The sequence below is a fragment of the Streptomyces griseoruber genome, assembly GCF_001514205.1.
Classification (GTDB): domain Bacteria; phylum Actinomycetota; class Actinomycetes; order Streptomycetales; family Streptomycetaceae; genus Streptomyces; species Streptomyces griseoruber.
The window spans coordinates 1-19,189 of the sequence record NZ_KQ948770.1; the positions used below are offsets into that span (position 1 = coordinate 1).

The 19,189-nt window shown below is 73.8% G+C and carries 11 protein-coding genes; 5 read left to right on the forward strand and 6 right to left on the reverse strand.

What is annotated here, in order from left to right:
• Positions 1-373: 373 nt before the first annotated feature.
• Positions 374-922 carry a MarR family winged helix-turn-helix transcriptional regulator gene (locus AQJ64_RS20610; RefSeq protein ID WP_055634901.1) on the reverse strand — a complete coding sequence of 183 codons (549 nt, stop codon included), beginning with the start codon at positions 920-922 and terminating at the stop codon, positions 374-376.
• Between the two features lie 110 nt (positions 923-1,032).
• Here AQJ64_RS20610 and AQJ64_RS20615 point away from each other — a divergent pair, with 110 nt between their 5' ends.
• Positions 1,033-2,325 carry an MFS transporter gene (locus tag AQJ64_RS20615; protein ID WP_240512689.1) on the forward strand — a complete coding sequence of 431 codons (1,293 nt, stop codon included), beginning with the start codon at positions 1,033-1,035 and terminating at the stop codon, positions 2,323-2,325.
• Between the two features lie 64 nt (positions 2,326-2,389).
• Here AQJ64_RS20615 and AQJ64_RS20620 read toward each other — a convergent pair whose 3' ends face one another.
• The 3 genes from AQJ64_RS20620 to AQJ64_RS20630 all read right to left on the reverse strand — a co-directional run bounded on the left by AQJ64_RS20620 (position 2,390) and on the right by AQJ64_RS20630 (position 6,507).
• On the reverse strand, positions 2,390-3,187 hold the full coding sequence (locus AQJ64_RS20620; protein ID WP_055634903.1) for a class I SAM-dependent methyltransferase: 798 nt from the start codon (positions 3,185-3,187) through the stop codon (positions 2,390-2,392).
• Positions 3,188-3,220: 33 nt separating this feature from the next.
• Positions 3,221-4,903 (reverse strand): ATP-binding SpoIIE family protein phosphatase, encoded by a 1,683-nt coding sequence (locus AQJ64_RS20625; RefSeq protein ID WP_055634904.1) that lies wholly within the window; start codon positions 4,901-4,903, stop codon positions 3,221-3,223.
• A gap of 224 nt (positions 4,904-5,127) precedes the next feature.
• Positions 5,128-6,507 (reverse strand): NAD(P)/FAD-dependent oxidoreductase, encoded by a 1,380-nt coding sequence (locus AQJ64_RS20630; protein ID WP_055634905.1) that lies wholly within the window; start codon positions 6,505-6,507, stop codon positions 5,128-5,130.
• A 379-nt stretch (positions 6,508-6,886) separates the two neighbouring features.
• Here AQJ64_RS20630 and AQJ64_RS20635 point away from each other — a divergent pair, with 379 nt between their 5' ends.
• A complete protein-coding gene (locus AQJ64_RS20635) occupies positions 6,887-7,711 on the forward strand; it encodes a TetR/AcrR family transcriptional regulator (protein ID WP_055634906.1) in 825 nt (274 codons plus the stop codon).
• A 287-nt stretch (positions 7,712-7,998) separates the two neighbouring features.
• On the forward strand, positions 7,999-9,906 hold the full coding sequence (locus AQJ64_RS20640; RefSeq protein WP_059202852.1) for a sigma-70 family RNA polymerase sigma factor: 1,908 nt from the start codon (positions 7,999-8,001) through the stop codon (positions 9,904-9,906).
• Here AQJ64_RS20640 and AQJ64_RS20645 read toward each other — a convergent pair.
• Together AQJ64_RS20645 and AQJ64_RS20650 are read right to left on the reverse strand one after the other, a co-directional pair.
• A complete protein-coding gene (locus AQJ64_RS20645; RefSeq protein ID WP_059202853.1) occupies positions 9,893-13,357 on the reverse strand; it encodes an AfsR/SARP family transcriptional regulator in 3,465 nt (1,154 codons plus the stop codon). The two genes, AQJ64_RS20640 and AQJ64_RS20645, sit on opposite strands and share 14 nt — an antisense overlap.
• Before the next feature lie 242 nt (positions 13,358-13,599).
• Complete coding sequence (locus AQJ64_RS20650; protein ID WP_059202854.1) at positions 13,600-15,729, reverse strand: asparagine synthase-related protein; 2,130 nt, start codon at positions 15,727-15,729, stop codon at positions 13,600-13,602.
• Between the two features lie 706 nt (positions 15,730-16,435).
• Here AQJ64_RS20650 and AQJ64_RS20655 point away from each other — a divergent pair.
• On the forward strand, positions 16,436-17,860 hold the full coding sequence (locus AQJ64_RS20655; protein ID WP_055638960.1) for an NsdA family TPR-like regulatory protein: 1,425 nt from the start codon (positions 16,436-16,438) through the stop codon (positions 17,858-17,860).
• A 100-nt stretch (positions 17,861-17,960) separates the two neighbouring features.
• Entirely contained in the window at positions 17,961-19,169 is a 1,209-nt protein-coding gene (gene lhgO / locus AQJ64_RS20660; protein WP_397802717.1) for an L-2-hydroxyglutarate oxidase, read from the forward strand.
• The last annotated feature ends 20 nt before the right edge of the window (positions 19,170-19,189 follow it).

The window sequence follows — 19,189 nt, forward strand, 5'->3', positions numbered from 1 at the left end:
CCGATTTCCTCGGTGCTTTCCAGGTTCCCGCTACTCGCGTTTCCCTTTCCGGCGGTTCCGACTCTATCAGATCCTTTCGGCGTCTGATTCCCAGTCAGCGGGGGTTGCCTTCCCGGCCCTTCGGCCGTTCCGACGTCTCAAACCTTAGCGGATCCGTTCGGCAGTTCCTAATCGAGCTGCCGGCCCCAAATCGAATTGAATTCGGGCACGCCGAATTCAACCCCGTTGGGAGATCGTGCTGATGGTGTGAGGTGCCGCTGCTGCGGCGGGAGTGTCATCGAAGAACCGTTCCGGCTCCCCGACAACCCGAAGAACTCTACGCGCCCGGCAGAGGTGCGTCAAGCACCCCGTGTCAAGATCTTTTCCGACCGGGTCAGTCCAGGTCGCTGAGCCGCCCGCCGGCGTCCGGCTGGGCGTGCTCCACCCGGCGCAGGAGCCTGGTCAGGACCTCGCCGAGGGTCGCGCGCTCCCCCGCGGAGAGGTCCTGGAGGAGGTCCTCCTCGAAGACCGAGGCCAGGCGCATCGCCTCCAGCCACTTCTCCCTCCCCTCCGGCGTCAGCTCCACGATGACGCGCACCCGGTTGGACTCGTCCCGTTCCCGGGTCACCAGTCCCTCGGCGACCATGCGGTCGATCCGGTGGGTCATCGCGGCCGGCGTCAGACCGAGGCGCTTGGCCAGGTCGCTGGGGCCCAGTCGGTAGGGGGCGCCGGACAGGACGAGGGCCTTGAGGACCTCCCACTCGGCGTTGCTGATGCCCAGCTCGGCGGTCTGGCGGCCGTAGGCGACGTTCATCCGCCGGTTGAGCCGGGAGAGCGCCGTGACGATCTTCTCGACCTGGGGGTCGAGGTCCCGGAACTCGCGCTGGTAGGCGGCGATCTGTTCTTCGAGCGTCGGCTCAGTGACGCCGGGGGTCTCGGCCATGTGCGCAGTATCGCATGCACCTCCTTTGCCTTGAAGTCCTTCGCTATGTACTCTTTAGCTTCGAACTTTAGCTTTGAAGTCTTCACTCCTAACTAGTGAGAGAGGTGAACGTGACCAGGGCCAAGGGCGCAGCGATGCGCCGGATCCACGTGGGCAACGCACTCAGCACGTTCGGGCTCGGTTTCACGGTCCCCTACCTGTACGTCTATGTGGCGCAGGTGCGGGGGCTGGGGGCCATGACGGCGGGGCTCGTGCTCGCCGTCTTCGCCGTGGCCGCGCTGATCGTGCTGCCGTTCGCCGGACGGGCGATCGTGCGGCGCGGTCCACTGCCGGTCCTGCTGGCCGCCCTGGTCACCGCTGCCGTCGGCGCACTGGGCCTGGGGCTGGCCGGTACCGCCACCGCCGTACTGGCGGCGTCGGCGGCGCTCGGCGCGGGACAGGCCGTGATGCAGCCGGCGCTGGCGACGATGATCGTGGACTGCTCGACGACGGAGACCCGGTCGCGGGCGTTCGCCATGCAGTTCTTCCTGCAGAACCTCGGGCTGGGCATCGGTGGGCTCATCGGGGGGCATCTCGTCGACACCACGCGCGTGTCGTCGTTCACGCTGCTGTTCGCGATCGAGGCGGCGATGTTCCTGCTGCTGGTGGTGGTGATGGCGACCGTGCGCGTGCCGTCCGCGCCGCGGGTCGGGGACGCGCCCCGGCAGTCGGCCAGGGGTGGCTGGCGGCAGCTGCTCGGCAACCGGGCCATGGTGCAGCTGTCCGTGCTGGGCTTCGTGCTGTTCTTCGCCTGTTACGGGCAGTTCGAGTCGGGGCTGAGCGCGTACGGGGTCGAGGCCGCCGGGATCTCGACGTCGGCGCTCGGAACGGCGCTGGCCGCCAATACGGCCGTGATCGTCGTCGCCCAGTTCGCCGTACTGCGGTTCGTCGAGCGGCAGAAGCGGTCGCGGGTGATCGCGGCCGTGGGGCTGATCTGGGCCGGGGCGTGGGTCGTGGCGGGGTACGCCGGGCTGGGGCACGGGAGTCAGGAGATGGCGACGGCGGCGTTCGTGTCGACGTACGCGCTGTTCGGGCTGGGTGAGGCGATGCTCTCGCCGACGGTGGCGCCGCTGGTGGCCGATCTCGCGCCGAGCGGGATGGCGGGGCAGTACAACTCCGCGTTCGCCCTGGTGAAGCAGCTCGCGCTGGCCTTGGGGCCGGCGGTGGGCGGGCCGATGGGGGCCTCCCTGCACGCGCCGTACATCGTGACGTTTCTGCTGTTCTCGCTCGGGATCACCTACCTCGCACTGCGGCTGGGGCGGCAGCTGACCGCCGTACAGGATCAGCCGTGGTCGGCGCGGAACCGGGTGGTGGCCAAGGGTGGGGTCGCTGTGGAGCCCGTGGCCGCGGAGGCTCAGGTCTGAGGCGCAGGGCTGGTGAAGGCGGCCGTCGTTCCTGGGAGGGACGACGGCCGCCCTCTTTGTGCGATCAGCGGATCGCGGTCACCAGGGTGGCGCTGAAGGGGAAGGTGGTCGTGTCGGTCGGGAGGTGGGCGCGGATCGTGTCGGCCGCCCGGGTGAGGGCTTCTTCTCCGGCGGTCTCGATCAGCGCCTGGCCCCAGGGGATCGCGGCCAGATGGCCGGGGACGTAGTCCTCCAGTGGGGGCAGGTTGATCGCGAAGGTCAGCTCGCGGATGGCCAGGTCGTGGAAGCCGGCGCCGGTCAGGGCGGTGGTCAGGCGGTCGGCGGTGGCGAAGGCCGCCCTGAAGGCGGCCGCGTTCTCGGGGGTGCCGTACTGCTCTACGGCGCGCTGCTGGGCGACGAAGTAGGGGGAGTCGTCCAGGTGGGACCAGACGGTGGCGGCGAAGCGGCCGCCGGGGCGGGTGACACGGGCGGTCTCGCGCAGGGCCGCGTCGAGGTCGGGGAAGAACTGGGCGCCCTCCTGGCACAGGACGGCGTCGAAGGTCGCGTCGGGGTAGGGGAGGTCGTCGGCGGAGGCGGCGGTGAACTCGATGTCCGGGTAGAGGCGGGGGTGGCACGCTACGGCGATCTCGAGCATGCCCTGGTTGACGTCCGCGCCGGCGACGCGGCCGGTGGGACCCGCCTGGGCGGCCGCGGCACGGGCCGCGAAGCCGGTGCCGCAGGCGAGGTCGAGGACGGTGGCGCCGGGAAAGAGGTCCGCGGCGTCCACGAGTGCGGTGACGAAGGGCGCCATGAGGGGCGCGACGTAGTGTTCGTAGCGCTCGGGGGCGCTTCCCTTGAGGTGAAAGCCCGTTGCGTCTGCCATTGGGAAGCAATTAGCACCGGGGAACGGATTCGCCTAGGTCGTCGGCAGGACGAACTCGCACCACACCGCCTTTCCGCCGCCCGGGGTGCGCCGGCTGCCCCAGTGCGAGGCGATGGTGGCGACGATCGCGATGCCCCGGCCGGACTCGTCGCCCGGTTCGGCGCGGCGGCGGCGCGGGAGATGGTCGTCGCCGTCGGTGACCTCGATGATCAGCCGGCGGTCGGTGCGGCGCAGGCGCAGCCGCATGGGCGGGGTGCCGTGCTGGAGGGAGTTGGCGACGAGTTCGCTGGTGGCGAGGACGCCCGCGTCGTGGAGGTCGCTGGGGAAGCGCCAGCTGGTGAGGACGCCGGAGGCGAAGGCACGCGCGCGTGGGGCGGCTTCGACGCCGCCGAGGAGTTCGAGGGCGGCGTTGCGGAAGAGTTCGCTGTCGGCGCCGGTGCGGGCGGGGTGCTGGAGGACCAGGACGGCCACGTCGTCGTCGTGGTCGGCGGTGACGCCGGCCGAGCGGACCAGGCGGTCGCAGACGACCTGGGGGGTGCCGGTGGCGCCGGCGAGGGCGCGCTCCAGGGCGGCGATGCCTTCGTCGAGGTCTTCGTCCCGGCGTTCGACGAGTCCGTCGGTGTAGAGGACGGCGGTGGAGCCGGGGCCGAGGGGGATGGAGCCGGAGGCGTGCATCCAGCCGCCGGTGCCGAGGGGCGGGCCGGTGGGTTCGTCGGCGCGCTGGACGTGTCCGGTGTCGTCGCGGACCAGGATCGGGAGGTGGCCGGCCGAGGCGTACACCAGGCGGCCCTCGTTGGGGTCGTGGACGGCGTACACGCAGGTGGCGATCTGGTTGGCGTCGATCTCGGTGGCGAGGCCGTCGAGGAGGTTGAGGACCTCGTGCGGGGGGAGGTCGAGGCGGGCGTAGGCGCGTACGGCGGTGCGGAGCTGGCCCATGACGGCGGCCGCGCGGACGCCTCGGCCCATGACGTCGCCGATGACGAGGGCGGTGCGGCCGCCGCCGAGGGTGATGACGTCGTACCAGTCGCCGCCCACGGCGGCCTCGGTGCCGCCGGGCTGGTAGGTGGCGGCGATCCGCAGGTCGTCCGGTTGTTCGAGTTCCTGGGGGAGGAGGGAGCGCTGGAGGGTGACGGCGGTCTCGCGCTGGCGGCGCTCGCTGGCGCGCAGGCGTTCGGCGGCCTCGGCGTGGTCGGTGACGTCGGTGGCGAATACGAGGACTGCGCTGCCTGCGGTGCCCGCGCTGCCGCCGCTGCCCGTGCTGTCGGTGTCGCCCTCGGCCACGGGGGTGCAGGTGAAGGTGTAGTGGCGGCCGTCGGGGGCCTTGCGGGACTTCAGGGTGCGGGGCTTGCCGCTGCGCAGGGCCTGGTCGAGGAGGGGCATGAGACCGAGGTCGCGCAGTTCCGGGAGTGCCTCGGCGGCCGGTTCGCCGCAGGGGCGTGCGCCGAAGGCCGCCGTGTAGGCGTCGTTGACGTAGGCGAGGCGGTGGTCGGGGCCGTGGACGAGGGCGACGAGGGCCGGGACGCGGTCGAGGACCTCACGGACCGGGAGTTCGTCGACGGTGGGCACGGGCGGCGGCTCGTCGGTCAGTTGTTCGGCGCGGGCCGCGGGTACGGAGCCCTCGCTCCGCCGGTCCGTGGTGGTGACCGTGTGCTCGGCCCGCGCGGCGGCGCGGCGCTGAGTTCCGGGGAGCCGGGAGCTCCAGCGCGTGAAGTTCACGAATCCTTGCCTCGTGTAGTCGTCGTCGGCCGGCTCCGGGACCGGCCTGGGCTCCGGGGGCCACGCGGCGGTGGCCGCACATTGTTGCAGCACCCGGGGTGTGGAGCACTGGGGAACAGCCTCGTGAGTGTGGGCCATGAGCAGGGAGCAGTCTGGCAGGGTGGCCGCGGTCCGGGCCGACATTCGTCAGACGTGGGGGCGGTCGGGGGAGTTCCTGTATCGGGTCAGGACGACCCCTTCGGGTCGTCGGAGGACTCGTCAGAAGGCTTTCCCCCGGCAGCGAGTTCGAACTCGGCGCGCGGGTGTTCGAGAGATCCCAGGGAGACGATCTCGCGTTTGAAGAGCCCGGAGAGGATCCATTCGGCGAGTACGCGCGCCTTGCGGTTGAAGGTGGGCACGCGGCTGAGGTGGTAGGCGCGGTGCATGAACCAGGCGGGGTAGCCCTTGAGCTTGCGGCCGTAGACGTGGGCGACGCCCTGGTGGAGGCCGAGTGAGGCGACCGAGCCGACGTATTTGTGGGCGTACGTCTGGAGGGGTTCGCCGCGCAGGGAGTGCGCGATGTTGTCGCCGAGGACCTTGGCCTGACGGAGGGCGTGCTGGGCGTTGGGGGCGGTCTCCGCGCCGGGTTCGGCGGCCGTGACGTCGGGGACGGCGGCCGCGTCTCCGGCCGCCCACGCGTGCGTGACGCCGTCGACGGTCAGCTCGGGGGTGCATTTCAGCCGACCTCGTGCGGTGCGGGGGAGGTCGGTGGCGGCGAGCACGGGGTGGGGTTTGACGCCGGCGGTCCACACGACCGTACGGGTCGGGAAGCGGGCACCGTCGCTGAGGACGGCGACACGGTCGACGCAGGACTCCAGGCGGGTGTTCAGACGGACGTCGATGTTGCGGCGGCGCAGTTCACTGACGGTGTAGCGGCCCATGACCTCGCCGACCTCGGGCAGGATCCGGTCGGAGGCCTCGACGAGGATCCACTTCATGTCCTCGGGCTTGACGTTGTGGTAGTAGCGCGTGGTGTAGCGGGCCATGTCCTCCAGTTCGCCGAGCGCCTCCACGCCGGCGAAGCCGCCGCCGACGAAGACGAAGGTGAGGGCGGCGTCGCGGATCGCGGGGTCGCGGGTGGAGGAGGCGATGTCCATCTGTTCGATGACGTGGTTGCGCAGGCCGATGGCCTCCTCGACGGTCTTGAAGCCGATGGCGTGGTCGGCGAGGCCCGGAATGGGGAGCGTGCGGGCGATGGAGCCGGGCGCGAGGACGAGTTCGTCGTACGTCAGCTGCTGGGCGCCGGTGCCCTCCTCCTCGGTGGCGAGGGTGGTGAGGGTGGCGGTGCGTTTGGCGTGGTCGACGGCGGTGACCTCGCCGACGACGACCCGGCAGTGCGGCAGGACGCGGCGCAGCGGGACGACGACGTGCCGGGGGGAGACCGCGCCGGCGGCGGCCTCGGGGAGGAACGGCTGATAGGTCATGTACGGCTCGGGGGTCACGACGGTGATCTCCGCGTCGCCCCGGGCGAGTTCCTGTTTCAGATTCCGCTGGAGCCGCAGTGCCGTGTACATCCCGACGTAGCCACCACCGACAACGAGAATGCGCGCACGTTCCTTCACCATCCCATGACGCACCCGGCGCCGGATTTTGTCCACAGCCCCGACCATTTGTGTGACCGCCGGTCGAGCGGACGCGGGGTTGGCCGAAACACCGGCGTGCGGGGCAGGTACGCAGGTCAGAGGGTGTGCGCCGGGGTGCGGGAGGGGGTGCAATCGGGACGTAAACGACCCGTACTCCGATCGGGGGGCGCTCCGTGCGGAACCTGCCCCTTCTGAATTGACTGCCTCTCAACTATGTTCGTGTCGACGGGGTGTCAGGGGGAAGCGCGCTCCACGGGCCCGCGACGGGTGGGTCCGGGAAGCGGTCCCCTGTTCCACGCGCCCCGGAATTCGATGGCGGGGAGAGTCTCCGGGGGGAGACGTCATTACCGGGGGATCATTCATGCATATTCAGGACACGCATTGGTCGTCCGCCTCCGCGCTCGCGCATGGCGGCGGCGTGAGCGCGGCGGTGGGCAACGGACGCGGGGACGGCCCGCGGACCACGCCGCTGCGCGTGGACGCACAGCGCAATCTCGAGCACGTCCTGCGGGCGGCGCGCGAGGTGTTCGGCGAGCTGGGTTACGGCGCGCCGATGGAGGACGTGGCGCGGCGCGCGCGCGTGGGCGTGGGGACCGTGTACCGGCGCTTCCCGAGCAAGGACGTCCTGGTGCGGCGGATAGCCGAGGAGGAGACGTCCCGGCTGACCGGCCAGGCGCGCGCGGCGCTGGGCCAGGAGGACGAGCCGTGGTCGGCGCTGTCGCGCTTCCTGCGGACCTCGGTGGCCTCGGGTGCCGGGCGGCTGCTGCCGCCGCAGGTGCTGCGGGTCGGCGCCTTCGCCGAGGACGGTACGGAGGGTCCGGGGTCCGGGGAGCCGCGGGTGCCGCAGCAGCGGACCCAGCCGGGCGGCGGTGAGCTGCGGCTGGTCTCCGAGGACGGTGCGGCGACGGGCGGCTCGGCGGGTTCCGTGGGCTCCGTGGGCTCCGTGGGCTCCGTGGGCTCCGTGGGTGACGATGCCGGAGCGGCGGCGCTGCTCGAGGTGGTGGGCCAGCTCGTGGAGCGGGCGCGGGCGGCGGGTGAGCTGCGGCCGGACGTGTCGGTGTCGGACGTGCTGCTGGTGATCGCGACGGCGGCGCCCTCGCTGCCGGACCCGGCGCAGCAGGCGGCGGCGTCGGCGCGGCTGCTGGACATCCTGCTGGAAGGGCTGCGTTCGCGGCCGTCCTCCTGAGGGAGGGGTCACGGGTCGCTCGAAGGGGTGAGCGGGGCGGGTGCGGGGCAATGCTCTCGCTCCGCCCCGCACCGCTCACGCATTCGGGACAATTCATCCTGGCGGCCCAACTCGTGCCCGCAGGGCGACAGTTGCACCTTCCCCGTACGGGTGAAGGTCAGTACTGGAATGCGACAGGTCCCCACGGACGAGTGGACGGCCCGTCCCGTCCGGTCCTGACCAAAAGCCAATATGGCACCCTGACCCGGTGTCGGGACCGGTAGGGCAGGCGGCGGGGGCTTTCCGCGATGAGCGTTGACGGGCGGGACGAGCAGGTACCGAGCCAGGGCAGGCGCACTTCCCCGGCCGGCGGGGTCCCCGCGCAGTGGGAACGCTCCGACGACGGCGTCCTGCCACCGCCCCGCGATCTGCCGGCCGCCGACACCGATCTGATCGCCCGGATGCGTGGGGGCGACGACACGGCGTACGAGGAGCTGTACCGGCGCCATGCCGACGCCGTGCGCCGTTACGCGCGCACCTGCTGCCGGGACGCCCACACGGCCGACGACCTCACCGCCGAGGTCTTCGCCCGCATGCTCCAGGCCGTACGTGGCGGCGCCGGGCCCGAGTACGCCGTCCGCGCCTATCTGCTCACCTCCGTCCGGCGCGTCGCCGCGGGCTGGACGCGGTCGGCGAGGCGCGAGCAGCTCGTGGACGACTTCGCGCTGTTCGCCGCCCAGGCCGGCCGCGCCTCGGAGCCCTCCGACGACACGGCCTCCATGGGCTCCATGGGCTCCTTCGGTTCCGGCCTGGACCTCGGCGCCGAGGTGCGCGCTCTGCACGAGGCCGAGCAGTCCATGGCCATGCAGGCCTTCCGCTCACTGCCCGAGCGCTGGCAGGCCGTGCTGTGGCACACCGAGGTCGAGGACGAGTCGCCGAGCGAGGTCGCGATGCTCTTCGGCCTCGACGCCAACGGCACGCGCGTGCTCGCCAGCCGCGCCCGCGAGGGTCTCAAACAGGCCTACCTCCAGGCGCACGTCAGCGCCACCCTCACCAGCGACGAGGAGTGCGCCCGCTACGCCGACCAGCTCGGCACCTACGCCCGCCGCCGGTTGCGCACCCGGGCCGAGCGCGGGCTGCGCAAGCACCTGGAGGAGTGCGCCAGGTGCCGGCTCGCCGCCCTGCAGATCGAGGAAGTGGCGAGCAGCATCCCCGCCGTCGTACCGGTCGCCGTGATCGGCTGGTTCGGCGCCGCCGGGTACGCCAAGGCCCTCGGGCTCATCGCCGGGGGTGCCGGGGCCGGGGCGGCGGGTGCCGCGGGCGCGGCCGCCGCCGCGAGCGGGAGCGCCACCGGCGGGGCGGCCGGAAGCGGCGGCGCCTCCGCCGGGGCCGGCGGCAGCGCGGCCGCCTCGGAGGGGCTGGGCGCGCCCGTGAAGGCCGGGATCGCCGCCGGTGTCGTCGCCGTCGCGGCCGCCGCGCTGGCCCTCGCCCTCGTCGGCGACGAGAGCCCCGCCAAACCGCCCGGGGCCGCACCGGCGGCCTCCGTGCCCGTGGCCCGCCCGCAGGACCCGACGCCCGCGCCGACGCGTACGACGAAGTCGCCCGAGCCGGAGGAGCCCGTGGCGATCGTCCCCGCCGCGGCCCCGCCCCGCACACCCGACCCCACCCCGCGCCGGACATCCGCACCGGCCCCGGCCGCCACACCCCCGCCGGCCCCCACCCCTACCCCGACGCCTCCACCCGCCCGGACCCCGACCCCGGCGCCCACTCCCCCGCCCGCCCCGGCGGTCTACCCGCTGAGCGAGCTGTCCTTCGACGTCAACGGCGACGGCACCACACCCGAGATCCGGCTGAGCGGCAGCGATTGGGTGTGGCAGCGGTACGGGGTGTCCATCGCCGGTCGGCAGTACGCGCGCGGGGTGACCGTCCACGGCCGGTCCTCCGTGACCGTCGACCTCAACCGCGCCTGCACCTCCTACGACGCGCTGGTCGGCCTCGACGACCTGACGCTGGACCTCGGTGAGGCGACCTTCTCCGTCTACGCCGACGGGGCCCGCCTGTGGACGTCCGGGACGGTGAAGGGCGGTGATCCCGCCGTGCCCGTCCATGTGGCCCTCGGCGGCCGGGCGACCGTCCGGCTGGTGGTCGAGCCGCACAGCCCCTTCGACGGGGTGGCCCTCGCGGACTGGGCCGAGTCGAAGTTCAGCTGCGCGTAGCGGACGGCGGGCTCACGGCCGGCACCGGGTGGGCCCGTACGGCCTCGGCGAGCTCCTTCTGGACCTCGGTCACCGTCAGGTCGGCGCCCCGGGCTCGCTCGGCGGCGTGACGCTCGGCACCCAGGGCCCGGCGGGCCTGCGACTCCGCGCGTTCGGCGCGCTCGCGCCGCAGGGCGGCACGGGGGTGAGGGCCGCGCAGCCGGTCGGCCGCGGCCAGCAGCCCGACCGTGCGGGGGAAGTCCCCGAGCCGGGCCAGCTGGTCCGCCGCCCCGTCCACGACCGCCGAGACGATCGCCTCGGTGCACTGGTCGGCCACCGCCCGGCGCAGCCCCTCGGCGAGCATCGGCAGGGCGTGCTCCGGGCCGGACTCCCGTGCGGTGAGCTCCGCGTCGAGCAGGGTCAGGGCGGCGGTGAACTGCGGCGGCAGAGTGCCGTGCCGCACCGTCACGAGAGTCGCGTCGCACAGCTCGCGCGCGCGGACGACGTCCCCCTCCTCCAGCGCGATGCAGGCGCGCAGCAGGATCACGAAGGCCTGGGCGTCCGCCACTCCCTGCCGGTCGGCGGCGGCACCCGCCTCGTCCAGGACGGCCATGGCGCCGGGGAGATCGCCCGAGCGGTAGGCGATCTCCGCGAGCCGGGCCATCAGGAACGGCGCCTCGGCGTACGCGCCGACCTCGTAGGCGAGCCGCAGCGCCTCCTGGTACTCCGCCTCCGCCTCCGCGAACCGGCCGCGCGCCATCTCCGCCTCCGCGGCCGCGCTGCACACCTGGGCCAGCATCCAGCGGTCGCCGACCCGTCGGCTGATCAGGCGCAGCTCCGCCAGGTCGTCGTCCACGCCGTCCATCCCGCCGGGGGAGTCGACGACCATGTGCGTCCGGAACATCAGGGTGCAGCCCAGCTCCCAGTCGCCGCCGTGAGCACGGCAGTTGGCGACGGCCGCGTCCAGGAGGCCGCGGACGTCGAGCGTGCCCCGCATCTCGAAGGCCGCCGCCACCGGCCAGACCAGCCCGGGCATCCGGGCCGCCGCCGGGCCGCCCGGCTGGAAGCCGGCCCGCAGGCGCAGGAGGTACGCCCGGTAGCGGGGGTCGCCCTCGACCTCTCGGGGCTCGGACTCGGAGAGCAGGAACACATGCAGCATCCGCAGGTCCATCCGCTGCGCGTGCCTGGGGTGACCGCCCGATGCGCCGTCGTCACCCGGATCACCCTCGGCGTCCGGCCGATCGGCGGCGTCCGGCCCGTCCGCGGTGTCCGGCTGGGTGAGGAAGGCCTCGACCGGGTCGACGGCGGCCATGCGGGCGGCGAGGTCGGCGGGGACGGGGAGGGAGCGGCAGGTGAGGGCGGGTGCGGTCGGGGAGGGGTGCGCGGTGTCCGTCGGCGGGGCGGGAAGGGCGTCCAGGGCCGCGCCGAGGCGCAGGGTGCGGTCGGTCCAGGCGGCGCCCTCCTGGCGGTAGTTGCGCAGCCACCAGAACCAGCCCATGGCGAGGCAGAGGGCGGCGGCCTCCTCTTCGTCGGCCGCGGTGATCGCGCGCTGGGTCGCCACCCGGATGTTGTCCAGCTCGGTCTCCAGGCGGGAGATCCACGGGAGTTGCTCGGCGGAGCGGAGCAGGGGGTCGGCGCGCTCCACGAGCGCGCGCACCCATGCGCGGTGCCGTCGCTCGGCCGCCACGCGCGCGTGCGGGGCCTCCGCGGCACGCTCGACGGCGTACTCGTGGATCGTCTCCAGCATGCGGTAGCGCATGCCGTCGCCGCCGTCCGCACCGTCACCATCGGGCGGGTGCGGGGCCGCCAGGACCAGGGACTTGTCCACCAGCGCTCCGACGAGGTCGGCGACCGCTCCGGTGCACACGGCCTCGGCGGCCTCCAGGTCCCAGCCGCCCGCGAAGACGGACAGCTCGCGCAGCAGGGTCCGCTCCGCTTCGTCGAGCAGGTCCCAGGACCAGTCGACGACGGCCCGCAGGGTCTGCTGGCGGGGCAGGGCCGTGCGGCTGCCGGAGGTGAGGAGGCGGAAGCGGTCGTCGAGGCGGTCGGCGATCTGCCGGGGGGTGAGCAGCCGGAGCCGGGCGGCGGCCAGCTCGATGGCCAGGGGCAGTCCGTCGAGCCGTCGGCAGATCTCCGCGACCGCCTGCTCGTCCCGGTCGGACGCGGCGGCGGCCGCGGTGGGGCGGACGGCCGCGGCGCGCTCCCTGAAGAGGCGGTGCGCCTGGTCGGGGAGGAGGGGGTCGACCGGGCGGACCGACTCGCCGGGGACGCCCAGGGGTTCACGGCTGGTGGCGAGGATCGTGAGCCCGGGGCAGCGGGTGAGGAGGGTCTCGGCGAGGGCGGCGGCCGCGCCGATGACATGCTCGCAGTTGTCAAGGATCAGGAGCCGGCCGCGCGTGGCGCAGTACTCGACGAGCAGGGCGACCGGGTCGTCCTGCGGGGCCGCCAGGTCGGTGGCCATCAGGACGGTCTCGCGCAGACCGAGGGCGCTGACCACCGCGCCCGGTACCGCCTCCGGCCGGTCGAGCGGCGCCAGCTCGACCAGCCACGCCTGCGGGAGCCCGGCGGCGGCTTCCTCGGCGAGGCGGGTCTTTCCGGAGCCGCCCGGTCCGGTGAGGGTGACGAGGCGGGCCCTGTGCAAGTCCGAACGGATGGCGTCGATCTCGGGTTCCCGGCCCACGAAAGAGGTAAGACGCGGACGGATGTTGCCGTGTCGCTCGGGCGGTGGGGGCGGTGTCCGGGGCCGGTGCTCGGGGCGGGCGAGGAGTTCGGCGTGCAGGGCGCGCAGTTCCGGGCCCGGGTCGGCGCCGAGGGCGTCGGCGAGGGTGCGGCGGGCGGTCTCGTAGGCGGCGAGGGCGTCGGCGGCGCGGCCGGTGTCGCGCAGGGCGCGGATGAGGAGGGCGTGCAGGGGTTCGTCGTACGGGTGTGCGGCGACGAGTGCGCGGAGGCGGGGGACGGCTTCGCGGGCGCGGCCGAGGAGGAGGTCGGCCTCGGCGCGGGCGCGGACGGCTTCGGCGTGGAGCGCCTCGGGGCGGGCGGCCGGGGTGCGGTCGGGGAGGTCGGCGAGGGCGGGGCCGCGCCACAGCGCGAGGGCGTCGTCGAGGGTGCGGGCGGCGGTTTCGGGGTCGCCGCCCTGCTGGAGGGTGGTGGTGGCCTCGCGTACGAGGCGTTCGAAGACGTGGAGGTCGACGTCGGCCTCGGTGGCGGTGAGGCGGTAGCCGCCGGGGGTGGAGGTGACGGTGTCCTTGCCGAGGGTGCGGCGGAGGCGGCCGACGAGGGCCTGGAGGGCGGCGGGGGCGTCCTGGGGCGGGGCGTCGGGCCAGATCTCGTCGATGAGGGTTTCGGGGGGTGTCGGGTGGCCCGGGCGGAGGGCCAGGGCGGTGAGGAGGGCGCGGAGGCGGGGGGCGGTGAGGGGTATGGGGGTGCCCTGGTCGTCCTCGGTCTGGGTGACGCCCAGGATGTTGAACCGCACGGGGTCATTGTCGCCGGGGGGTGGGGTGGAGGCACGGGGTTTGCGCTGCGGGGAGTGTTGGGCCCGGGGGGCGGGCTGGTGAACGTCGGCTCCTGGTGGCCCGGGGTCGGTGCCGGCCGGGGGGTGGGTTTCGCTCGCCCGCGTCGGCGGGGTGCCGCTGCGCCCACCCGTGCCGCCCCGGCGGCACGACGGCACGCGGCTGTGGGGCAGAGGTGACGGCAGCCCCAGGGGCGGTCCCCGGCTCAGCCTCCGGAGGACACCGCTCGGCGTTGGGGTGCGATTCCCGCCGGTACCGCGCGGGCGCGGGCCGGGGTGCCGGTCCAGCAGGTGCCTCTGCGGGAGAGGAGGCGGCGGAGCCAGAGTTCGAGGGAGATCAGGTCGGCGAGGCCGTCCAGGGGGAGGGGTTCGCCGGAGGCCGCCGCGCGGACCGCCTTGCGGACGACCCGCGCCTCGATCAGGCCCGCCTCCGCGAGGAGGGGCGCGTCGAAGAGGGTGAGGAGGGGGTCGGTGGCGAGGCGGAGGCCGTTGCGGGCGGTCGTGGCGGTGGTGCCGTGGGCGGGGGCGCCCCAGCCGGGCGGCAGGTCGGTGATGCCGGCGCCCTTGAGGACGGTCCGGAGGATCGCGGCACGCGCGCCCGGCTGCACGCGCAGGGTCTCGGGGAGGGCGCGGCAGGCGCGGACGACCTGGTTGTCGAGGAAGGGGGCGTGCAGGCGCTGGGAACGGATCTCGGCGGCCTGTTCGAGGATGCGCAGGTCGGCCGCGTGCCGGGTGAGGGCGGCACGCGCGCGGTAGTCGCCCGGACGCTGGCCGGGGCCGACGCCGGCGCGATGAGCCGAATTCTGCAGAAGAACCGATACTTCAGCCAAGGCCTCACCCGTCAGCCAGCGTGCCGCGGGGCCGGGGCCGGCCCAGGTCAGCGCCGCCAGCGAGGCACCGACCGCGCCTCCCGGGTCGTCCTCGAAGCTGCGGTGCAGAAGGCGGTCGGCGAGGTTCTCGACGCCCGCGCGGTACGGCGTACGGGCGAGTCTTCGGGCCGCGCCGTACACGCGCGCGGGGACGAGCACCGAGCCGTCCGCCTTGGTGAGGGCCGCCACGGGGCGGACCAGATGACGGCGTTTGCGGTCCATGAGCAGGTCCGCGAGGCGGGCCGGGTGGGCGTCCAGGACCTGCCGGGCGCCGTAGCCGGTGAAGTGGTCGGCGCTGCCCGCCGCGAGGCGCGCACGATGGCGGGCGGCGGTCACCAGGCTGGGGCCGGGTTCGTCGGTCAGCGGGCCGTCCAGGTCGGCGTACGGCAGGGCCTCCTCGGCACCGGTCACGACGACGTGGTGCAGGCGGGGGTTGGCCGCCAGGGCTCCGGCCCGTTGCAGCTCCTCCTCACGCGCGCGTGTCGTCAGGTCGTTGAAGGTGACCGCCAGCAGCCGCTCCCCCGCGCCCGTGCCGTGGCCGAGGACGGTGCCGGGCATGCCGGGCAGGCCGGCCGCCAGCAGGGCCAGCGTGCCGGAGGCCGGGCCGCCGGAGAGGTCGGCGCCGATGCCGGGGACCGGCATCCCGCGTGCGGCACGCCGTTCGGCAGGGCCCATTCCGGGCACGGGACCGGGATCGATGTCGGGCACGTGTCTGGGCGCGGACAGACGCGCGCGTACCGCGTCTACGAGCGCGTCGCGCACTCCGTCGACCGCGCTGTCCGGGTCGGCCGGCGGTGCCGCCACGGCGAGGGACGCGACCGGGTCGTACCCGGCGATCTCACGCGCCCCGGCGCGCAGGATCAGCGCATGCCCCGGCGGAACGCGCCGCACGCCGTCGTACGGGGTGGAGTCGTGCAGGGCGGCAGGGACGTCCGGGGCGGCCAGGAGCGCGGCCAGGTGGCCGAAGTCGAGGTTGGCCTCGATGAGGTCGGCGAGCGGCAGCGCGGCCGTGGCGTAGGCGGTTCCGCCTGCCCAGGGGGTGTGGAAGACCGGGCGGGCGCCCGCGAGGTCGCCGCAGACGGTGACCCGGCGGCCGACCTGGACGACGGCGGTGTAGCTGCCGGGCCACGCCGTCAGATGGCGGAGTGCGCCCCCGCGCGCGGCGAACAGTCCGACGCGCAGCTGCTCGTCACTCGCCCCGCAGGTGCCGAGGACCGCGATCCGGGTCTGGGCGTCGGCCTTGACCACCCGTACCTCGTCGGGGCGCCAGTCGCCGACGGCCCACAGCGGGTCGGGGTCGCCCCACAGGAGTTGGGAGCCGACGGGGTGCAAGGTCTCCCCGTCGTAGCCGACTTGGCCGCCGTAGGTGTCGCCGCCGTCGTAACGGCCTTCGTCGCGGCCGCCGTACCCGACGGCCCCGCCCAGCGCACCCGCGGCGGTGCTGCTCCATCCCACCAACCACCGCATCGACGCCTCCACGGGCCGTGGACAACCGAGTGCACCGTACGAACGGTTCACCATGCTGCCACGAAGAACGCGCCACAGAGGGAGGCGGCGCCGCTTGTGATCCGGGGAGTGCGCCCGCGTCGACGCGTCGGCGCCGGCCTGCGCGGCCTTGGCTACCCCGGTGTCTGCGGCATGAATGCGCCCCCGGTACGCTCCCCCAAGACGCCCTGTGCGCCCTCGATTTCCATGGTCGGAGGCGTTGTCACCCATGGAACGCAGGGTCGATTTTCGGCCAAATCCGGCGCGGGCGAGTCCCCTTGACCGTCCCGCGTGCAGGCTCCGCACACGCTCCGTGCACGCGCGCGTACCCGTCACGAGCCGCGCCGGCCCGGGAGACGGAAGGCGCCTCCCGGACCGCTCCGCCGCCCGCGGGGATGAAGGCGGCGGTGTCCCCCAGCCCACTGGATCCAGTACAGCGGGCCGACCCACGCACGACCCATGGAACCGGTCCCGCGATGGCCGGAGAAGAGCGCACACGCAGGCGCACGGCCACACAGCGGGAGCACGCGGCGACGGACCGTGCCGAGGCCCGCACTTCCGTACGGACCACAATCCCGCCAACCGGCAGAATGCCCCTTAACGCTTGGGATGCGGCGAACTACGCTGGGTTTACGAATGCCGCGTGGTTATGCCAGAGCGGCAGCCGGATGTGTCGAGGGGTGGCGCAATGTCCAGGGAGCAACGCGGGCCGAACGAAAAGCTCGGCGCCGTTCTCGCCCTCGCGGGAATCAGCAACGCAGGACTCGCGCGTCGCGTCAACGACCTTGGCGCTCAACGCGGGTTGACTCTTCGCTACGACAAGACGTCCGTGGCGCGCTGGGTGTCGAAGGGCATGGTGCCGCAGGGCGCCGCGCCGCACCTCATCGCGGCCGCCATCGGGCAGAAGCTCGGCCGCCCGGTGCCGCTCCACGAGATCGGCCTGGCGGACGCGGACCCCGCGCCCGAAGTGGGCCTCGCCTTCCCCAGGGACGTCGCCCAGGCCGTGCGCTCGGCGACGGAGCTCTACCGCCTCGACCTGGCCGGCCGCCGGGCCGGTTCGGGGGGCATCTGGCAGTCCCTGGCCGGATCATTCGCAGTAAGCGCATACGCAACGCCCGCGTCGCGCTGGCTGATAACCCCGGCCGACAGTTCGGTGGCGCGTGAGGCCCACTCCCTGGAGGGGACCGGCGCACCGCTCAAAGTCGGCCACAGCGATGTGCAGAAGCTGCGGGAGGCCGCCGAGGACGCCAGACGGTGGGACTCCAAGTACGGGGGCGGGGACTGGCGTTCGTCGATGGTGCCCGAGTGCCTGCGGGTGGAGGCGGCACCGCTGCTGCTGGGCGCGTACTCCGACGAGGTCGGGCGGGCCCTGTTCGGGGCGAGCGCCGAACTGACCCGGCTGGCGGGGTGGATGGCCTTCGACACCGGTCAGCAGGAGGCCGCTCAGCGGTACTACATCCAGGCGCTGCGGCTCGCCCGCGCGGCGGCGGACGTACCGCTCGGGGGGTATGTGCTGGCGTCGATGTCGCTCCAGGCGACGTACCGGGGCTTCGGCGACGAGGGCGTCGACCTCGCGCAGGCCGCCCTGGAGCGCAACCGGGGGCTGGCGACCGCCCGCACGATGAGCTTCTTCCGGCTCGTCGAGGCACGCGCGCATGCCCGCGCGGGGGACGCGCAGGCCGCCGGGGCGGCCCTCAAGGCGGCGGAGAGCTGGCTGGAGCGGGCACGGGAAGGGGATCACGACCCTTCGTGGCTCGGGTTCTATTCATATGACCGGTTCGCCGCCGACGCGGCCGAGTGCTACCGGGATCTGAAGGCGCCACGGCAGGTGCGGCGCTTCACCGAGCAGGCTCTGTCGCAGCCGACGGAGGAGTTCGTGCGGTCGCACGGGCTCAGGCTGGTCGTGTCCGCGGTCGCCGAGCTGGAGTCGGGGAATCTCGACGCGGCGTGCGAGCAGGGGGTGCGGGCGGTGGAGGTGGCCGGGCGGATCTCCTCGGCCCGGACCACCGAGTACGTGAAGGATCTTCTGCATCGGCTGGAGCCCTACGGGGACGAGCCACGGGTCGTGGAGCTGCGGGAGCGGGCTCGGCCGCTTTTGATGGCTCCGGCCTAAGGATCTTGTCGCGCGGTTTCCCGCTTCCCTGGCCGGTACTGCCGTCACCTCGGTTTGAAGGCTCTGTCAGTGGTGCAGTGCACTATCGAGGGTGGAGGTGGTGCAGGTGGTGGCGTACGACTGTGACGTGCTCGTCGTCGGCGGGGGCATCGTCGGGCTGTCCACGGCGTATGCGATCACGCGGAGTGCGCCGGGGACCCGGGTCACGGTGCTGGAGAAGGAGCCGGGGCCGGCCCGGCATCAGACCGGGCGCAACAGCGGGGTGATCCACAGCGGGATCTACTACCGGCCCGGCTCGCTGAAGGCGCGGTACGCGGTGCGCGGTGCCGCGGAGATGACCAAGTTCTGCGCGGAGTACGGCATCGCGCACGCCGTCACCGGCAAGCTGATCGTCGCCACCGAGCGGGACGAGCTGCCCCGGCTGCACGGGCTCGTGCAGCGCGGCCGGGAGAACGGCATCCCGGTGCGGGAGCTGGGCACCGCGCAGATCGCGGAGTACGAGCCCGAGGTGCGGGGCCTCGCGGCGATCCATGTCGGGACGACCGGGATCTGCGACTACACGGCCGTCGCCCACCGGCTCGGGGAGGCGTCCGGGGCGGAGATCCGGTACGGCGCCGAGGTGGTGCGGATCGACCGGCGGCCCGAGCGGGGGGTTGCCGTGCTCACCGCGCGCGGGGACGTCGTGCGGGGCCGCGCGCTGGTGAACTGCGCCGGGCTGTACTGCGACGAGATCGCGCGGATGACCGGGGACGAGCCAGAGGTGCGGATCGTGCCGTTCCGGGGCGAGTACTACGAGCTGGCGCGGCCCGACCTGGTGCGGGGACTGGTGTATCCGGTGCCCGATCCGGCGTTCCCGTTCCTCGGGGTGCATCTGACCAGGGGCATCGACGGCGGGGTGCACGTGGGCCCCAATGCCGTGCCGGCGCTGGCCCGCGAGGGGTACGACTGGGGAGTCGTACGGCCCCGGGAGGCGCTGGCGACGGCGGCGTGGCCCGGGGTGTGGCGGATGGGACGCCGGCACTGGCGGTACGGGGCCGGGGAACTGCGGCGGTCGGTGTCCAAGGGGGCGTTCGTGCAGGCGGTGCGGCGGTTGTTGCCGGCGGTGCGCGAGGCGGACCTGGTGCGGGCGGAGGCGGGGGTGCGGGCGCAGGCCGTGCTGCGGGACGGCGGCCTCGTGGACGACTTCCTGATACGGGAGGGCGCCCGGGCGGTGCATGTGCTGAACGCGCCCTCACCGGCGGCGACGGCCTCGCTGCCGATCGGCCGGGAGGTGGCCCGCAGGGCCCTGGAGGTGCTGGGGACCCGGTGACCCTGGTGAGCCCGGCGCAC